The sequence below is a fragment of the Chryseobacterium sp. KLBC 52 genome, from assembly GCF_003347605.1.
GTDB lineage: Bacteria > Bacteroidota > Bacteroidia > Flavobacteriales > Weeksellaceae > Chryseobacterium.
In genome coordinates this window covers 62,827-81,193 of sequence record NZ_QDFZ01000007.1, presented here as the reverse complement: position 1 = coordinate 81,193, position 18,367 = coordinate 62,827, and the positions used below count along the sequence as shown (strand labels likewise).

11 protein-coding genes are annotated in these 18,367 nt (G+C 36.5%); 8 read left to right on the top strand and 3 right to left on the bottom strand.

The genetic code is table 11. The annotated features are described in order from the left end of the window. Positions 1-171 precede the first annotated feature (171 nt). The 3 genes from DDF69_RS09225 to DDF69_RS09215 all read left to right on the top strand — a co-directional run bounded on the left by DDF69_RS09225 (position 172) and on the right by DDF69_RS09215 (position 4,252). Positions 172-2,382 (top strand): TonB-dependent receptor, encoded by a 2,211-nt coding sequence (locus DDF69_RS09225; protein ID WP_114820537.1) that lies wholly within the window; start codon positions 172-174, stop codon positions 2,380-2,382. Positions 2,383-2,487: 105 nt separating this feature from the next. Continuing rightward, positions 2,488-3,300: a siderophore-interacting protein gene (locus DDF69_RS09220; protein ID WP_114820536.1), complete on the top strand. Its 813-nt coding sequence runs from the start codon at positions 2,488-2,490 to the stop codon at positions 3,298-3,300. A 247-nt stretch (positions 3,301-3,547) separates the two neighbouring features. Further along, positions 3,548-4,252: a class I SAM-dependent methyltransferase gene (locus DDF69_RS09215; RefSeq protein WP_114820535.1), complete on the top strand. Its 705-nt coding sequence runs from the start codon at positions 3,548-3,550 to the stop codon at positions 4,250-4,252. Positions 4,253-4,451: 199 nt separating this feature from the next. On the opposite strand, the gene DDF69_RS09210 is transcribed toward DDF69_RS09215, so the two are convergent. Both DDF69_RS09210 and metG read right to left on the bottom strand, forming a co-directional pair. Continuing rightward, positions 4,452-5,120 carry a hypothetical protein gene (locus tag DDF69_RS09210; RefSeq protein WP_185144331.1) on the bottom strand — a complete coding sequence of 223 codons (669 nt, stop codon included), beginning with the start codon at positions 5,118-5,120 and terminating at the stop codon, positions 4,452-4,454. A 64-nt stretch (positions 5,121-5,184) separates the two neighbouring features. Next, positions 5,185-7,224: a methionine--tRNA ligase gene (metG, locus tag DDF69_RS09205; RefSeq protein WP_114820534.1), complete on the bottom strand. Its 2,040-nt coding sequence runs from the start codon at positions 7,222-7,224 to the stop codon at positions 5,185-5,187. 335 nt (positions 7,225-7,559) lie between these two features. Between metG and DDF69_RS09200 the strand changes: the two genes are divergently transcribed. The 4 genes from DDF69_RS09200 (at position 7,560) to DDF69_RS09185 (ending at position 15,255) form a co-directional block, all read left to right on the top strand. Then, positions 7,560-10,298 carry a SusC/RagA family TonB-linked outer membrane protein gene (locus tag DDF69_RS09200; protein ID WP_114820533.1) on the top strand — a complete coding sequence of 913 codons (2,739 nt, stop codon included), beginning with the start codon at positions 7,560-7,562 and terminating at the stop codon, positions 10,296-10,298. A gap of 5 nt (positions 10,299-10,303) precedes the next feature. Further along, positions 10,304-11,902, top strand: coding sequence for a RagB/SusD family nutrient uptake outer membrane protein (locus tag DDF69_RS09195; RefSeq protein ID WP_114820532.1), 1,599 nt, complete (start codon positions 10,304-10,306; stop codon positions 11,900-11,902). Positions 11,903-11,924: 22 nt separating this feature from the next. Next, positions 11,925-12,998: a SusE domain-containing protein gene (locus DDF69_RS09190; RefSeq protein ID WP_114820531.1), complete on the top strand. Its 1,074-nt coding sequence runs from the start codon at positions 11,925-11,927 to the stop codon at positions 12,996-12,998. Positions 12,999-13,098: 100 nt separating this feature from the next. Next, positions 13,099-15,255, top strand: a complete 2,157-nt coding sequence (locus DDF69_RS09185; RefSeq protein WP_114820530.1) for a glycoside hydrolase family 97 protein — start codon at positions 13,099-13,101, stop codon at positions 15,253-15,255. Positions 15,256-15,312: 57 nt separating this feature from the next. On the opposite strand, the gene DDF69_RS09180 is transcribed toward DDF69_RS09185, so the two are convergent. Further along, on the bottom strand, positions 15,313-16,302 hold the full coding sequence (locus DDF69_RS09180; RefSeq protein WP_114820529.1) for a sterol desaturase family protein: 990 nt from the start codon (positions 16,300-16,302) through the stop codon (positions 15,313-15,315). Between the two features lie 203 nt (positions 16,303-16,505). Here DDF69_RS09180 and DDF69_RS09175 point away from each other — a divergent pair, with 203 nt between their 5' ends. Further along, positions 16,506-18,365: a glycoside hydrolase family 13 protein gene (locus DDF69_RS09175; RefSeq protein ID WP_114820528.1), complete on the top strand. Its 1,860-nt coding sequence runs from the start codon at positions 16,506-16,508 to the stop codon at positions 18,363-18,365. The last annotated feature ends 2 nt before the right edge of the window (positions 18,366-18,367 follow it).

The window sequence follows — 18,367 nt, the reverse complement described above, 5'->3', positions numbered from 1 at the left end:
TACACTTTACTTCTTATAGAATCTTAATGGTTTAATATATCCAACATTAAACAATCTATTAAAAAAACACGTTTGCTATCATAAAATAAGGGAAAATCTCATATTTTATTATTTTTATTCTTTCTAAATAAGAATTACCTTTGTGAGATTATAAAACGTTGAGTAGAAAGAATGAAAAAGCAGTATGCATTCATAGGTCTTTTGGTTTCGGGAGCGATGATTTCCCAGACCGTTAAAGATTCTATTGCCTCTAAAGGTATTGAAGATGTGGTGATCGTAGCCTCCAGAAAACCTACAAAAATCTCTGAAGTTCCGGGAACGGTTTGGGTAGTACAGAAAGAAAAGATTCAGGAACAGGCAAAAAGCGGAGTTCCTATCAAAGAAATGTTATCGATTCTGATTCCGTCTATGGATATTGGTCCGCAGGGAAGAACCAATTACGGACAGAATATGAGAGGGCGCTCAGCACTTGTCATGATCGACGGAGTTTCTCTGAACAGTATCCGTGCGATAAGCCGCCAGCTGGATGCCATTGATCCTTTTAACATCGAAAGAATCGAAGTGCTTTCAGGAGCAAGCTCAATTTACGGAGGTAACGCGACTGGTGGAATTATCAATATTATTACAAAAACACCTTCCAAAAAAGGAATCAGCGGTGAAACTGAATTGGGCGTACGTACTGGATTTATGGGAAAAGATGACCATGATTTCCGTGCCGCTCAGTCTATTGCTGCAAAAGGAGAAAAGTTTTTTGGTAGACTGGGAGTAGCTTATCAGCAGAATGGAGGGGTGTATGGGGCAGATCAGAAACAGCTTTTTACCGATATTACCCAGACCGACCTTCAGTATAACCAGTCTATTGATATCCTGGCTACGGGAGGCTATCAGTTTAACAATAAACATAAAATAACAGCCTCTGTTCAGTATTACAATTCTAAATTTAATGGAGACAGAAGCTTATTTTTAGGTGAAAATTTAAGTGCATTTACTACCAAAAATGCTTCATTGCTGGAAATGAGAGACGGTTTCTCATCCGATAAAAATGTAGGAACAGAGCGTTATATGGCAACCGTAGCGTATAATGGAAACGGAATTTTAGGTGGACAGGATTTATATGTACAATTGGCTACGCGTGGTGAAAAATTAGGATTCTATCCATTTCCCGGAAATGTTACTTTACAGTCAGGAAAAATACCTTATATGTCCTCTTCGCAGCAGGATACTTACTATTCCGGGATTAAAGCTTTGTTGTCAAAATCATGGAGAGGATTGAATGTTACTTATGGAGCAGATTTCGATTTTGAAAAATTTGAAGGGACTCAATCGGTTTATGACATTGCAAAGACGATGTCCAGCGGAGGTTTAATCAATGAAACAAAATACAGTCTGGGAAGATATCCAACCAACCATTCACAGAGTTATGCGGGATATGTTCAGGCAAAATATAATATTCTTCCAAAATTACAATTGAATGCGGGAATCCGTTATCAGCATATCAATGTAAAAATGGATGATTTTGTCGGTTCAGAGCAGCAGACACAGATTGCTATAGGCTATGGAAATTCCGCATCGGCAATTCCCGGAGGTGAAAGCTCTTATAATGTGACTTTAGCCAATGCAGGTTTATTATACAAATTCAATGAGCAGCATCAGGTTTGGGGAACTTTTTCCCAGGGAGCAAGCTTAGCTGATCCTGCTAAATTTTATGGAATCGGGCAGTACAAATTGGTAGGAACAAACTGGGATGTAGTATCCAGTATCAATGTGAAAGAACAGCCTCTTCAAGCTATCAAAACCAATCAGTTTGAAATGGGTTACCGTGTCAATAAAGGAGGTTTAAGAGCCCAGATTGCCGGATTTTTAAGTAACTCAGACAAAACCGTTGCTGTAGATAAAAAGACGTTCCAGATTCTTGTGAATGATTTGAAATTAAGAAATATGGGAATTGAAGCTGAGGTTTCTTATTCCTTAAATAATGGAGTGTATTTCGGGGCAAGCGGACTTCTGATCAAGTCTCAGGTAGATAATAAGGGAGAATGGCAGAAACAGGAGATTTACAACGCTTCTCCTTCCAAATTGGTAACCTATATCGGGTATAATATTCAGAACTGGTCATTCAGATTCCAGTCTTTACAGAATTTCAAGCAGAAAGACGAGCTTAATAATGTAGTGGAAGGGTATAATACTTCAGATTTGATGATGGGATACCGATTCCATTTTGGAAAATTCAATTTAGGAATCCAGAATCTGTTCAATACAGATTATCAGACAATTTGGAGCAAGCGTTCCCAGGTATTGTATTCTACTTACGGACTTCCGGAACTGTTTAATTATAAAGGAAGAGGAAGAACATTCAATCTTTCTTACACTTTTGAATTTTAAAAAAATGATCGGGATTTAAAATACCCTGATCTGAAAACATATTGTATTTCAAATCCGGTTTCTGAATCAATCGGAAACCGGATTTTAACTTTAAACAAATCAGTTATGGCTAAAATTTCAACAGGGCAGATCGTTGCCGAAGTCACCAGAAAAGAATACATTACTGACCATTTTATCAGAGTGTATTTGTACTCACCGGAAGTTCATTTGTTCCAAAATACCATTGTGGGAGATAATAACAAGATCGCAGTTCCTCCGGCCGGACTGAATGAGATTCATTTCCCTACGTTGGATGAAAATCATCAATGGGTGTATCCGCCTAAAGAAGTGGCTCCATCCATCAGAACTTATACCCACAGAGGAATTGATCTGGAAAAAAATGAACTGATCATCGATTTTGTAGACCACGGAGATGGTGGACCAGCCTCCAGATGGGTAAGAGAAGCTGAAGCAGGTTCAAAGCTTGGAGTGATGATGCGTTTAGAAGGAAAAGAATTGTATCCGGCAGCTGATTGGTATTTGCTGGTAGGAGATGCTACAGCTATTCCGGTGATCAGCGCTATTTTGGAAACACTTCCTGAAACGGCAAAAGGTATTTGTATCATTGAAGTTCACGGAAAAGAGGACGAACAACTGCTTGAAACCAAAGCTCAGATTGACTTTAAATGGTTACACAATCCACAGCCTCAGATTAGCAGCGAAATTTCAAATGCGGTAAAAAGTATTGAAATTCCGGAATCAACAAAGTTTGGTTATGTAGCCTGTGAATTCTCAAACGTGAAAGAAATCCGTACCTATCTGAGAAAAGAAAAAAACTGGACTTCCCAGGAACTATACGCTTATTCTTACTGGAAAGCAGGTGTAGCAGAAAATGAATCTCAAGCGGACAGACATGAAGAGAAAGAGTCAATAGGATAACCTGAATTTATTCTTTTAACGCTGGGATCGCAAAGTTTTTTAATCTTACTTGAAAATAATTTCGTTCGCTAAGGCATTTCATTTAGCTAAGAGATTTACTTTTTCATTGCTGAGTGAAACGCCTTAGCGATCTTAAAAGAATATGCGCATCCTCAAAAAAATTGCGATCTATTGCGTTATAATAAGGAACTCAAAAACCTGGATCTCAAACTTTGAACTTTAGTTTCTGAAGCTGTATCTTTGCACTATGAAAGATTTAATGGGCAGAGCGATCTGGGATTATTACCACAATGAAAATCCGGAGGATCTGCAGACTGAAACGTCAATTTCTGAGCTGGATGAACTTCCGGTGGATTATTTATTCAGAGATTTTGAAGAAATGAATGATATTGAGCAGAAAGCACTGCAGTTATCCAACGGAAAAGTTCTGGATATCGGAGCGGGTGCAGGTTCTCATTCTTTATACCTTCAAAATGAAAGAAATCTTGAGGTGACGGCTTTGGATATTTCACCCAAATCAATTGAGGTCTGCAAGCTGAGAGGGATTAAAAAAGCGGTTTGTGAAAATATGCTTGATTTTTCAGGAGAAACTTTTGATACCATTTTACTATTGATGAATGGTACCGGAGTTTTTGAAAGCCTGGCAAAAATAGATACCTATCTTCAGAAACTGCATACTTTACTGAATGATGGCGGACAGGTTTTAATTGACAGTACGGATATCCTGTATATGTTTGACCGTGATAAAGATGGCGGAGTATACATTCCTGCAGGCGGATATTATGGCGAGCTGGATTATGTGGTTCATTATAAAGGAGAATCTGAAGAACCCATTACCTGGTTGTATCTGGACTTCAATACGTTGAAAAATGCTGCCACAAATAATGGTTTCAAAATAGAAAGAGTGTTGAAAGATGAAGATTCTTACTTAGCAAAACTGACTAAGAAATAATTGACAACAAGTCATTGCGAGCTGAAAGCGAAGCAATCTCATTCATATATAGTTATCCTGTAAACCGGGATGACTTTTTTTTGTACTTATCCTAGCCCCGATAGAAACGGTTACCCCACAGCAAAGGGGAGGCCCTTCGACTACGCTCAGGGTGACAGCCAGGCGCGAGGAGTAAAAGTGGATAGCGGGAATAAGCTCCTTATGATTGTCTGAATAGTTGTATGGCTCTTACAAAGGGATAAAAAGAAAACCATTCCTGGAAATAAAAATAGATCATAACAGCCGTTCCGATACATAAAATCACAGGAAGAATATAAGATGCTGCACGGTAAGGAAGTTTTTTTGGGGTTCCTAAAACGCTGATGACAAGTAAACCCAAAGCTCCAACTGCGATGACCCCAATTTCCGGACTGTACCTGGAAGATCTACCGAAATCAAAATGGGACAGCAGAACGTACTTCTGAAACATAAAAAAAAGAAGGCCAAATGCCAGTGCAAAAAAACTTGCGAGGTACTTTTTAAGTTTGATAAAATTAAGGAACAGCAAAATAGACCCTGGAATAGGAGTGAAAAAAAGACTGCTGACCAAAATAGTCATTCTCGAATACAGTGTAATAGCCTCAGGATCTTCGGTAATATGATCTTTCCAGACCTCTACTTCTTCTGCACGTCTTGCTTCCTCAGCTTCTTTTTTATGCTGAATCAACTGCTGAACAGCCGTTTTTTCCTGCTCACTGAAAACACGCCCTCTTTCTTCCAGAATTTCAAAAGCTGCCTGAACGGCCTCCGGAACAAAGCGGTTGCCTTCTTTTAAATATCCCTCTAGTTCCTGATTGGAAAGTTTTCTTAAAACATTTTTATTGACCATAAGCTGTCTATAAAAGAAAGGCTGCTTCCCGTGAAACAGCCTGTGATCTTTATAAGGATTTTAATTATCCGATCTCAATACCGTTTTCAACATTGCTGTCGTCCGGTGTTACGAAAGATAATTTTCCGTCTGGTTTTGTTGTTAATAATAACATTCCCTGAGATTCAATTCCTCTGATCTTTCTAGGAGCAAGGTTCAGAAGGATCATTACCTGCTTCCCGATCAATTCTTCAGGAGAGAAACTTTCTGCAATACCTGAAACAACAGTTCTTACATCTACTCCTGTATCAACAGTAAGTTTTAATAATTTGTCTGCTTTTTCTACTTTTTCAGCTTCTAAAATGGTTGCTGTTCTAAGGTCTATTTTAGTAAAGTCATCAAATGTGATCTCTTCTTTCATAGGGTTTGCGTTAGGGTTTGTTTTTTTATTGTTTTGTTTTGTGTTTTCCAGCTTTTGGATTTGAACTTCGATTACATCATCTGAAATTTGAGAGAATAAAATTGGAGCATTAGCCATTATTGAATGACCAGCTTCAATTAATACTTTTGAATTCTCAACTTCAGACCATGTTTTTTGTTCTACATTAAAAATTTCATATAATTTTTGTGCAGTAAAAGGTAAAAATGGTTCAGCTAAATTTGCTAGTGCAACTGAAATTTGAGCTCCAATAAATAATGTATTTTTGGTTTTCTCAATGTCATTTTTAACCGTTTTCCAAGGCTCTTCATTCTGCAAGTATTGATTTCCAAATCTTGCAAGATTCATAAATGCTGTTAAGGCATTTCTGAATTCATAGTTTTCAAGAGAGTTTCTGATTTCCGCAGCTCTTTTGCTGATTTCTTCTAATTCTGGTGCATTAACATCTCCTTCAGGAACTTTTCCTTCAAAGTTTTTGTTAATTAATACTGCAACACGATTAATGAAGTTACCAAAAATATTAGCTAATTCAGAATTATTCTTAGTCTGGAAATCTTTCCATGTAAAGTTGTTATCCTTTGTTTCCGGAGCAGATGAAAGAAGCGCATATCTTAAAACATCCTGTTGTCCAGGGAAGTCTTCCACATATTCATGAGCCCAAACTGCCCAGTTTCTTGATGTTGAGATTTTATCGTTCTCAAGGTTCAGGAATTCAAAAGCAGGAACATTAGCCGGCATGATATAATCTCCGTGCGCTTTCATCATCGAAGGGAAAATAATACAGTGGAAAACAATATTATCCTTTCCGATAAAATGTACCAGATCGCTTTCTGGGCTCTGCCAGTAGTCTTTCCAGTCTTTTCCGTTTTTCTCTGCCCATTCTTTGGTGAAAGAAATATACCCGATAGGAGCATCAAACCATACGTATAATACTTTTCCTTCAGCATTCGGAAGAGGAACCGGAACTCCCCAGTTGAGGTCTCTGGTCATGGCACGAGGCTTAAGGCCATCATTCAACCATGATTTAACCTGTCCGTATACGTTAGGTTTCCAGTCATCTTTATGACCTTCAATGATCCATTCATTTAAAAAGTCTTCGTATTCGTTTAACGGAAGATACCAGTTTTTGGTTTCTTTAAGGATAGGAACATTTCCGCTAAGCATTGATTTCGGATTGATCAGCTCAGAAGGAGAAAGGGTAGAACCACATTTCTCGCACTGGTCTCCGTAAGCGTTTTCGTTACCACAATTAGGACAAGTTCCTACAATATAACGGTCAGCAAGGAATTCTCCTGCCTGCTCGTCAAAATACTGCTCAGAAATTTCTTCAGTGAATTTTCCTTTTTCGTATAAAACCTTGAAGAAGTCCTGACTGGTTTCATAATGCTTTTTAGACGTTGTTCTGGAATATTCATCAAATGAAATTCCAAGGTCAGAAAAAGATTTTTTAATGATCTCGTGATATTTGTCCACGATATCCTGAGGAGTTACTCCTTCTTTTTTAGCTCTTATGGTAATAGGAATCCCGTGCTCATCTGAACCACAGATAAACGCTACATCTTTTCCTAATCTTCTCTGAAATCTTGCGTAAACATCCGCAGGAATATAAACACCTGCCAAATGTCCTATATGAACCGGTCCGTTTGCATAAGGCAAAGCTGCCGTAATCATCTTTCTGTTTGACATTTATAGTAAAGTTTTAACTGCAAAGATAAGGAATATCTGTCGAATACCGCTATTGGTGGCATTATTATGATGAAGAATGCGATTTTGAAAGGCTGAATATGAAATTAAGTTAAACGGTTGTTTAACATTTTCTTAATTTAAAACAATTATTATGCAATGCATAAGACGTTGTAAATTATTGTATCTTAAAAAACTAACTAAAATCGGTTTCGTAATATACATAATTTTAACTAAAATTATATTAAATTTATAATAATTCTATTTTTTTTTTAAATTGCGAGTCTGGCTCTGGGCCAAAATATGACTGAAAAACGAAACTATAAAAAAATAAGATTGTGAAGAATTTTACAACAGTATTAAAAATCGCGCCCGCTTTTTTACTGGCCAGTACAGTAATACATGCGCAGACTAAAGACACTCTTTCTAAAGAGAAAAAAATAGATGAGGTTGTCTTGATTGGATATGGTAAGCAGAAGAAGACGGATCTTACAGGATCTATTTCTTCTATAACATCCAAAGATTTTAATGGGGGAGCAGCCACTGCTGATCAACTAATTGTTGGTAAAACTCCTGGGGTACAAATTACCGGTAACAGCGGTGCTCCTGGTTCAGGTTCTACAATTAGAGTAAGAGGTGGTTCTTCATTCATTAATAATGATCCACTAATTGTTATCGATGGTGTTCCTATTGATTTTAACAGTTTGAGTGGAGCAACGAATCCTTTATCATTGATAAATCCAAATGATATCGAAACATTTGATATCTTAAAAGACGCATCTTCTGCAGCTATTTACGGAAATAGAGCTTCGAACGGGGTTATTTTAATTACAACGAAAAAAGGTACTGCAGGTAAATTCAAAGTTAATTTCAATACTAATTTTTCTGTCTCCACTAAAATGGGGAATGTAGATGTTTTAGATGCTGATCAGTTTAGAAGTTTTGTGAATACTTTTGGTACAAATGTTCAGAAATCTTACCTCGGTACTGCAAATACTAATTGGCAGGATAAAATTTATCAACAAGCCTGGGGAACAGATAATAATGTTGCATTTTCAGGTGGTGTAAAAGGTTTGCCATATAGAGTATCTTTGGGGTACAATGAGCAAAACGGGATTGTAAGAACAAATGAATTCAGAAGAACTTCATTAGGGTTAAATTTTTCACCTAAATTTTTTGATAATCATTTAACTGTTAATGGTAATTTTAAAGGAACTTTTTCTGAGAACAGATTTCCAGATGCTGGAGCTATTGGTGCTTCTATTTATTTTGATCCAACGCAGCCTGTATATTCAGGAAATTCTAAATATGGAGGATATTATGAATGGTTGGATCCTGCCAATACTGCTACAGGTCTAAACGTAAATGGAACAAGAAACCCATTAGGTTTATTATATGGTAAAAGAGATATTTCATCTGTTTTTAGGGTTATTCCAAGTTTGCAACTAGACTATAAGTTTCATTTCTTACCTGATTTAAGATTGAGTATAACAGGATCTTATGATTATGCAAAAAGTGATGGTTCTGTTAACACCTATAAAGAGTACGCTCAAGGAATTGGAACTTTAGGGTCTTATCGTTCATATTCGCAGGAAATTAAAAGTAAATTATTTGAATCTTATCTAAACTATGTAAAAAAGATTAATGCGATTAATACCACTGTGGATATTATTGGTGGTTACTCTTATCAAGATACAAGATCAATTACTCCGGAAGCTCCTACATATTATGGAAATGGTCAAAAAACCGATTTTTCAACTGCTGGAGATACACAAAGAACTTTACTGTCTTTCTATGCCAGAGGTATTTTTACGATAGCAGATAAGTATGTAATCAATGGTTCAATCAGAAGAGACGGTTCTTCAACATTCTGGAATGGAGCAGATAAAAGCCAGTTATGGGGCAATTTCCCAGCAGTGTCGGTTGCATGGAAAATTAATGAAGAAAGCTTCTTAAAAAATATTTCAGCAATTAAATCATTGAAAATAAGAGCAGGTTGGGGTAAAACAGGTCAGCAAGAAACAGGTAATTTCTATCCTGCATTTGGTTCTTATTCTTATAGTAACAGTAGTACAGCGCAATACCAGTTTGGTAATAGTTTCTATACTTTACTTCGTCCAGATGTTTACAATCCAAACTTGGTTTGGGAAACAACAACTACTAAAAACTTAGGTTTAGACTTTGCAATTTTAAATAATAGAATTAGTGGTTCAATAGATTATTTTGATAAAAAGTCTGAAAACCTTATTGCAAAAGTACCCACGTGGGCAGGTGATTTAAGTAACTTTAATATTAAAAATGTTGGAGTTATTGCCAATAAAGGTTTTGAAGCTAACCTGAATTTGGTTCCGGTGAAAAATGAAATGGTAACTTGGGATGTAAATCTTAATGCGACCAGATTTAATCCTAGGGTTACAAGTTTATCTCAATATGTAGATTCATCATATAAAATTCAAGTGGGAACGCTTACCGGTATTAATAACTATATTCAAGCAATTACAGTTGGTCAGCCGCTTAATGCGTTCTATGTGTATCAACAAGTCTATGATAGCAACGGAAAGCCTCTCGAAGGAGCTTATGTTGACAGAAATGGTGATGGAAAATCTACTGAAGATGATAAATATTTCTACAAGTCTCCAAATCCTGATGTAATCTTAGGCTTTTCCACAAAGGTAAGTGTAAAAAAATGGGAATTTAGCACATCACTTAGAGCTGTTTTAGGGAATTACGTTTATAATAATTCTGCTTCTAATAGTTCAATTGCAAATATTCAGGCGAATAATTTCTTGAGTAATACAAATTCAAGTGTTTTAACAACGCAATTTGCTGCAACCCAACTTTTCTCGGATATGTTCATTGAAGATGCATCGTTTCTTAGAATGGATAATTTCTCCATTGCTTATAATGCAGGAGAATTTATGGGAAAAGGAACAAATTTAAGAGTAAATGCAATGGCACAAAATGTTTTTGTAATTACAAAATATAAAGGTATAGATCCTGAGGTATTTGGAGGAATTGACAATGGTTTCTATCAAAGACCGAAAGTGTATTCAGTAGGGTTTAACTTCCAATTTTAATCAACATGAAAAATAAATATTTATATAAAAAAATAATTATAGGGTCTATTACTCTAGGGGCTCTATTTTTTGCGGGTTCTTGTACACAAGATCTTGAGAGAGAACCAAGTTTAGGATTAACATCTACTGTTTTATACAAAGATTTTAATAATTATAAACCAGCTTTAGCTAAAATTTATGCAGGACTGGCAATTGGAGGGCAGGGAGATCAAAATAATGCGGATGGAAATACTGATATAGGTGGAATTGACGGAGGTTTCTCAAACTATCTTCGTCAAATGTACAGTATGCAGGTTTTAACAACAGATGAAGCTGTTATTGCTTGGGCTGATTCAGGTCTTCCAGATATGCATAATATGACTTGGAATGCTTCCAATCCTTTTGTTGCAGCAATATACTATAGAATATTCAATGTAATTGCTGTAAGTAATGAATTTATTAAAAATACGACTGACGAAAAACTTTCTACAAACGGAATTACTGGGACTAATCTTACAGAAGCGAAATATATGCATGCAGAAGCTCGTTTTCTAAGAGCTCAGTCGTATTATCATGCAATGGATTTATTTGGAAATGTACCAATGGTAACTGAGACTACTGATATTATTAATACACCTCCTCCCAGAATTGCTAGAGCAGAACTATTCAAATATGTAGAGTCTGAGCTTTTAGCCTGTGCAAATGATCTTAAAGATGCAAGAAGTAATGAATACGGTAGAGCAGATAAAGCTGCTGCCTGGTCTTTATTAGCGAGATTATATTTGAATGCGCAAGTTTATACAGGTACAGCGAGATATACAGATTGTATTACCTACTGTAATAAAGTAATAAACGCAGGATATTCATTAAAATCAAACTATTCATCATTATTTATGGCAGATAATAATGTGAATAATCCTGAAGTTATTTTATCAGTAAACTACGACGGTACAAGTACAAAAACTTACGGAGGTTCAACTTTTATGGTACACGCTGCAGTAGGAGGTTCGATGCCTGCTTCCCAGTTCGGAATCAATGGAGGTTGGGGTGGTATAAGAACTACAAAATCTTTTGTTAATCTATTTGCTGGTTCCCCAAGCGACAAAAGAGGAAATTTCTATACAAATGGTCAAAATTTAGAAATAAATAATGTATCAACATTTACAGATGGTTATGCATTTATTAAATATAAAAACATAAAGTTTTCTAATGGTGCCCCTGGGTCAGATGCATCAGGTAATTTTGTTGATGCGGATATTCCTTTATACCGCTTGGCAGATATCTATCTTATGTATGGTGAAGCCGTTTCAAGAGGTGGATCAGGAGGAGATGCAGCCACTGCATTAGGATATGTAAATGCCTTAAGAACGAGAGCAGGAGGAGTTGCTGTTGCTTCAGTTAATACCGATTTTTTCTTAGATGAAAGATCTAGAGAAATGTCATGGGAAGCAACGAGAAGAACCGATCTGATTCGTTATGGTAAGTTTACTTCAGCTTCATATCTGTGGCCTTGGAAAGGTGGTGTAAAAGATGGTAAATCAGTTGAAGATTATAGAAACTTATTTCCAATTCCTGCTAACGACATCGTTGCTAACCCTAATCTGATTCAGAATCCTGGCTATTAATTAAAAACACTATTAAATTAAAATGAAAAATTTATTCAAAATATTAGCCCTGGTTTTTACTGGACTTATAGTTTTTTCCTGTGAAAAAGACGAAGACCAGGTAATTATTACAGAAACTGTAAAAAGTAAGATTACACCAGATAAGACAGCTATTGTTTTAGATAAGGCTAATCCTGACAATGTAGCTCTAAATATCACTTGGAATAAATCAACCTTTGACGTACCTGTAGTTTATACACAACAATTGCAATTTGCAATAAAAGGGAAAAATTTTAAGGATGCTTCTACTATGGAAGTGACAACTTCACCTCTAAGCTTTACTAATAAACAGCTTAATAATATAGCATTAGGCCTTGGGGCTGCTACTAATGTAGCTGCTGAGATTGAAGTTCGGCTAAGAACTTTGGTTGGTGCTGCACCTTTCTATTCTGATGTGAATATCTTAACAGTAACACCCTATCTTTTAGGCCCGGTTTATAATTATAGTGATCTATATCTGATTGGGGATGCTACAGCGGCAGGATGGGATAATACAGATACAAATACGAAGTTTCTTCCATTACAAAAAACAGCTGCAGCAGGAGTTTATTCTTATACCGGATATTTTGCACAAGGCGGTTTTAAAATGATTAAAACTCCAGGATCCTGGAATACTCAATATGGAATGGGTGGTATTTCAGGTACATTAAGTACAAGCGGTTCTTCAGGAAATATTTCTGTCTCTGCTGCCGGATATTATAAATTGACAGTTGATACCAATACTTTAGTATATACCTTTACTTCAATTGGATCTCCAACCGTTACCTATAATACGATTTCAATGATTGGAACTGCATCAGGAGATTGGAATACAGATCTGGATTTACAGAAGTCAACTTTTGATTCTCACATTTGGGTTAAGAAAAATGTTACTCTGAATTCAGGTGAGTTCAAGTTCAGAGCAAATCATGATTGGGGAACAAACTGGGGGAAAGCTCAGGAGTTTTTTGGTGTAGCTGAGCTCAGTGGAGGAAATATTCCGGTAAGTGAAACCTTTAAGTATGACGTATATTTCAACGATATAACTGCGGAATATTCGGCAATTCCAATATTTTAAAAAACAATTAGAAATCAAACTAAATTAGAAATCAAACTCAAATAAAGCAAAGTGCTGCTTTACCGCAGCACTTTATTTTTTAAGTTAATAAATAGTCATTATGAAGAAAATTACAGTTGGAGCGCTTTTGCTCTCAATGATGTTTACAGGTGTGAAAGCCCAATCTTTAAAATCTCCGGATGGGAAATTTGAAATGAATTTCCAGTTGAAAGAAGGAGTGCCTTACTACAACCTGAAATACAATGGTGCATTAGTAGTGGAAGATTCTAAATTGGGATTGAGATTATTTAAAGACACAGCTATAAAATTCGCTTCTGAGATTGCTAAACCAGAAGATGCAAAATACGATCTGAACAACGGTTTTGCGAAGACAGATGAAAAAAGAGACTCCAAAAATGAAACCTGGCAGCCGGTTTTAGGAGAAAAGAAAAATTATATCAACCATTACAATGAACTGGCGGTTACCCTGAACCAGGCTTCTACAGACAGAAGCATTGTAGTGAAATTCAGATTGTTCAATGATGGTCTTGGTTTCAGATATGAATTCCCACAACAGAAAAACCTTAATTATTTCGTCATTAGAGAAGAAGATTCTGAAATCGATTTCCCTACCGATATGAAAGCATGGTGGATGGTCGCAGATTATGACTCTCAGGAATATCAGTATCAGGAAACAAAAGTATCTGAAATCCCTTCAAAATGGGATAAAGCATACGATGCAAACGCTTCACAGTCATTGGTGAAAAATGCAGTGCAGTCTCCGTTGATGCTTAAAAAAGAAGGAAAAGAGCCTTTGTATATCAACGTTGCAGAAGCTGCCGTATTAGATTATCCGGCTTCGCACCTTGAGGTAGATGCACAGAATTTTAAATTCAAAACGCATTTAACTGCCGACAGACAAGGGGCTAAAGGATATATTCAGACTCCGTCGGTAACGCCTTGGAGAACCATTATTGTAGCTCCGAAAGCAGAGCAGGTGATGGATTCTAAAATGATCTTCAACCTTAATGAGCCTACAAAGTACACTGATACTTCTTACATTCACCCAACAAAATACATGGGAGTCTGGTGGGAAATGATTATCGGAAAATCACAATGGGCTTATTCTACTGCTGAAAATGTTCACTTGGGTAAAACAGATTTTGCAAAATTAACTCCAAACGGAAAACATGCTGCCAACAATACAAAAGTTAAAGAATATATTGACTTTGCTGCAGAAAACGGATTCCAGGGACTATTGATTGAAGGATGGAACATCGGTTGGGAAGACTGGTTCGGACATTCTAAAGAATTTGTTTTTGATTTCATTACTCCTTACCCGGATTTTGACATCAAAATGTTGAATGAATATGCGCATTCAAAAGGAATCAAGCTGATCATGCACCACGAAACTTCAGGTTCTGCTACGAACTATGAAAGATGGGCAGACAAAGCGTTCCAAACGATGAACAAATACGGTTATGATGCCGTGAAAACCGGATATGTAGGAGATATTATTCCTAGAGGAGAACATCACTATTCTCAATGGACCATTAATCATTATTATAGAATTGCAGAAAAAGCAAACGACTATAAAATCATGGTGAATTCTCACGAATCCGTACGTCCTACAGGAGAAAGCCGTACTTATCCGAACTACATCTCTGCAGAAGCAGCACGTGGAACGGAATATGAAGCGTTTGGAGGAAATAAACCGGATCATCAGACGGTTCTTCCGTTTACAAGATGGATGGGAGGTTCTATGGACTACACGCCGGGAATTTTCCAGACAAAACTTGACTATTATTTCCCTGGAGATAACCGTTTTGTGAAGACTACTCTGGTAAAACAGTTAGCGCTTTATGTAACGATGTATATGCCGCTTCAGATGGCTGCGGATCTTCCTGAAAACTACAAAAAGCATATGGATGCATTCCAGTTTATTAAGGATGTTGCAGCAGATTGGGATGATACAAAAATCTTAGCTGCTGAACCTGGTGATTATGTGGTTACAGCGAGAAAAGCAAAAGGTACTGAAAACTGGTTTGTAGGAGGTATTACCGATGAAAACAAACGTGAGTATACTGTAGATTTTTCTTTCTTAGACAAAGGAAAAAAATATGAAGCAACCATCTATGAAGATGGAAAAGATGCTGATTATATCGATAATCCTCAAAGCTATAACATCTACAAAAAAGAGATTACAAGTAAGTCGAAAATTAATTTTAAAATGGTAAGAAGTGGCGGTTTCGCAATTTCAATTAAACCAGTAAAATAATTGTAAAGATACACTAAGGTGCCCCGGTTTATCGAATTTTCGATGGCCGGGGTATTTTTATTTATCCTCTGCCTGTTGAATCAGTTGGGAATATTGATTTTCAGATTCTAATAGTTTTTTCTCTACTTTAACAGGAGTTTTTACTCTCTCTTTATATTCTTTCTGATACTGTTTGACAGTTTTTCCAGTTCCGTCATGTCTCCATCCTGGCGAATAAAAAAGATATTTTAGGCGGTCTTTAAAAGAAATTCCCGGTTGTCTGATATCTTTTCTTATTCTTCTCCATTCATAGAAAAGCATAGTTGCAGGATCTTTGGATTTTATTTTAGGATAAACTCCATATTTTACAGGAACTTCAGGATCTTCTTTTTCAAAAGTTCCGAAAATCTTATCCCAGATAATCAGTCCCATTCCCATATTTCGGTCCAGATATTTGATATTGCAGGCATGATGTACCCTGTGATGAGAAGGTGTCACCAGGATATATTCTAAAAATCCCATACTTTTAATGGATTGAGTGTGTACAAACGTGCCATAAATCTGTATAGAAGAGTAGGCTACCAGAATATGCCACGGATGAAAGCCCATGAAAGCTAATGGCGAAAAAAATAGATACCTGTACAACGGCTGAAATACAGGACTTCTGAATCCCGTGCTGATATTGAAATAATCAGAATTATGATGCGTAATATGCACCGCCCAGAAAACACGTGAATGATGATCTACATAATGATGGACGTAATAAGCAAAGTCCTGAGCCAGAAATACGGCAATCCAATACCATATTCCTTCCTGCCAGTCGAAAAGACGGTGCTGGTAAAAAAACATCATAACAAATAAAGAAAACCCCTTCATGATGATGTCTAAGCCATAATTAAGCAAGGCGAAAAGAACGTTTGTTGCTACATCTTTAGTTTCGTAAATTTTCTCCTTATTAAAGTGGCTGTATGCCATTTCTAAGAAAATAATAGCAGCAAACACAGGGATGGTCCATGTGTAAACAACATCCGGTCCTTCAGTTTTGAACATATTGCTGAAATCCAACATTTTTTCTATAAAACTAAACATAAAAAGCATGGGAAATTAATTTTATGCATGAATTTTTTGTGAAAAATTTAATTATTCTTTATAAAATTTAAAATGAAGATATTTAATCTGATAATTTTATAGAAATGGAGATTAAAAAAAGAGACTTTTCGTTACATTTTTGAACGTATATATGAAAATTTAGTGCTAAATTGAACATTAATATGAAGACAATATATGCAGCATTCGCCCTTTCGATAGCTTCTTTTGCTTTTTCCCAGAAAAATCTGGAAAGAGTAGAGCCGGCTTTCTGGTGGAAGGGAATGAAAAATCCTGAACTTCAGATTCTTGTATACGGAAAAGAAGTGGCTAATAACGAGATTACGCTTTCTGATGGCATACAGATCAAAGACATCAGGAAAGTAGATAATCCTAACTATGTTTTTATTACAGTCAATACGAACGAAATAAACGTTCCGAAGTTTGCTATCAATATTAAAAAAGGTAAAAAGAATCTTGGTTCATACACTTATGAATTAAAGCAAAGAAATCCGGGATCTGCCAACCGCGGGTCTTTTACTTCAAAAGATATGATGTATCTGATCATGCCGGACCGTTTTGCCAATGGTGATGAGAAGAATGATTCAAGACCGGAGCTTACCGAAAAAGCAGATCGTAGTCTTCCCAACGGCAGACATGGAGGAGATCTCCGCGGGATTATCAACAATCTTGATTATATTCAGAATCTGGGAGCAACAGCAGTCTGGATTACTCCTGTAAATGAGGATAACGAAAAAGTGTATTCCTACCACGGTTATGCTCAGACCGATCTGTATAAAATTGATGCCCGCTACGGTACCAATGAAGAGTATAAAACATTATCCCAGGAGTTGAATAAACGAAATATGAAGCTCGTGATGGATTATGTAACCAACCACTGGGGCGGATCACACTGGATGATTAAAGACCTTCCTTCCAAAGACTGGATCCATTGGTTTGATGAAGGAGAGAAAGGATTTAAACGTTCCAACTATAAAACGACAACGCAGTTTGATACCAATGCTTCCGATATTGATAAAAAATATGCCCTGGATGGATGGTTTGATACTACAATGCCTGATATCAACCAAAAAAATCCATTGGTTCTGAAATATCTCATACAAAATGCCATCTGGTGGATAGAATATGCAGAACTGGGAGGATTTCGTGTAGATACCTATCCTTACAATGATAAAGACGCCATGGCAAAGTGGGCCAAAGCGATTACCGATGAATATCCGAAATTCAATATTGTAGGAGAAACCTGGCTTTATACAGCAGCACAAATTGCAGCATGGCAGAAAAATTCGAAAATAGGAGAAATAGAAGGATACAACTCAAATTTACCTTCTGTAATGGATTTTATGCTGTTTGAAAATATGCCTAAAGCCCTTAAAGAAAAAGAAAGCTGGGATAAAGGAATGATCCGTATTTACGATTCTTTTACCAGCGATTTCCTTTATCCGGATATCAATAATACCCTTGTTTTCTTTGAAAATCATGATACCGAAAGATGGAACGAAATCTTTAATGCAAATCCTGATGCCTATAAAATGGTGCTTACTCTGATCTCCACAGTAAGAGGAATTCCGCAGATTTATTACGGATCTGAAATAGGAATGAGAGGCGATAAAAAAGCAGGAGGTGATGCCGATATCCGCAGAGATTTTCCTGGAGGATGGAAAGCTGATCAACAAAACGCTTTCAATCCATCTACTCAGACTCCGGAGCAGAAAGAATTTTTTCAGTTTACCCAAAAACTGTTGAACTGGAGAAAAGGCAAAGACGTGATTCATCATGGGAAAACTAAAAATTTCGTTCCTCAGGACGGTGTGTTTGTGTATTTCCGGTATAATGAAAAAGAAAGCGTAATGGTAGTGATCAACAATAATGAAAAAGATCAGCCGTTAAACTTGAAACGATTTGCAGAATCACTGAATGGATATACAAAAGGCAAAGAAATTATTTCAGGCAAAGAAATTTCATTACAAAACAGTATAAATATTCCTGCAAAAACTCCATTGATCATTGAACTAGAAAAATAATA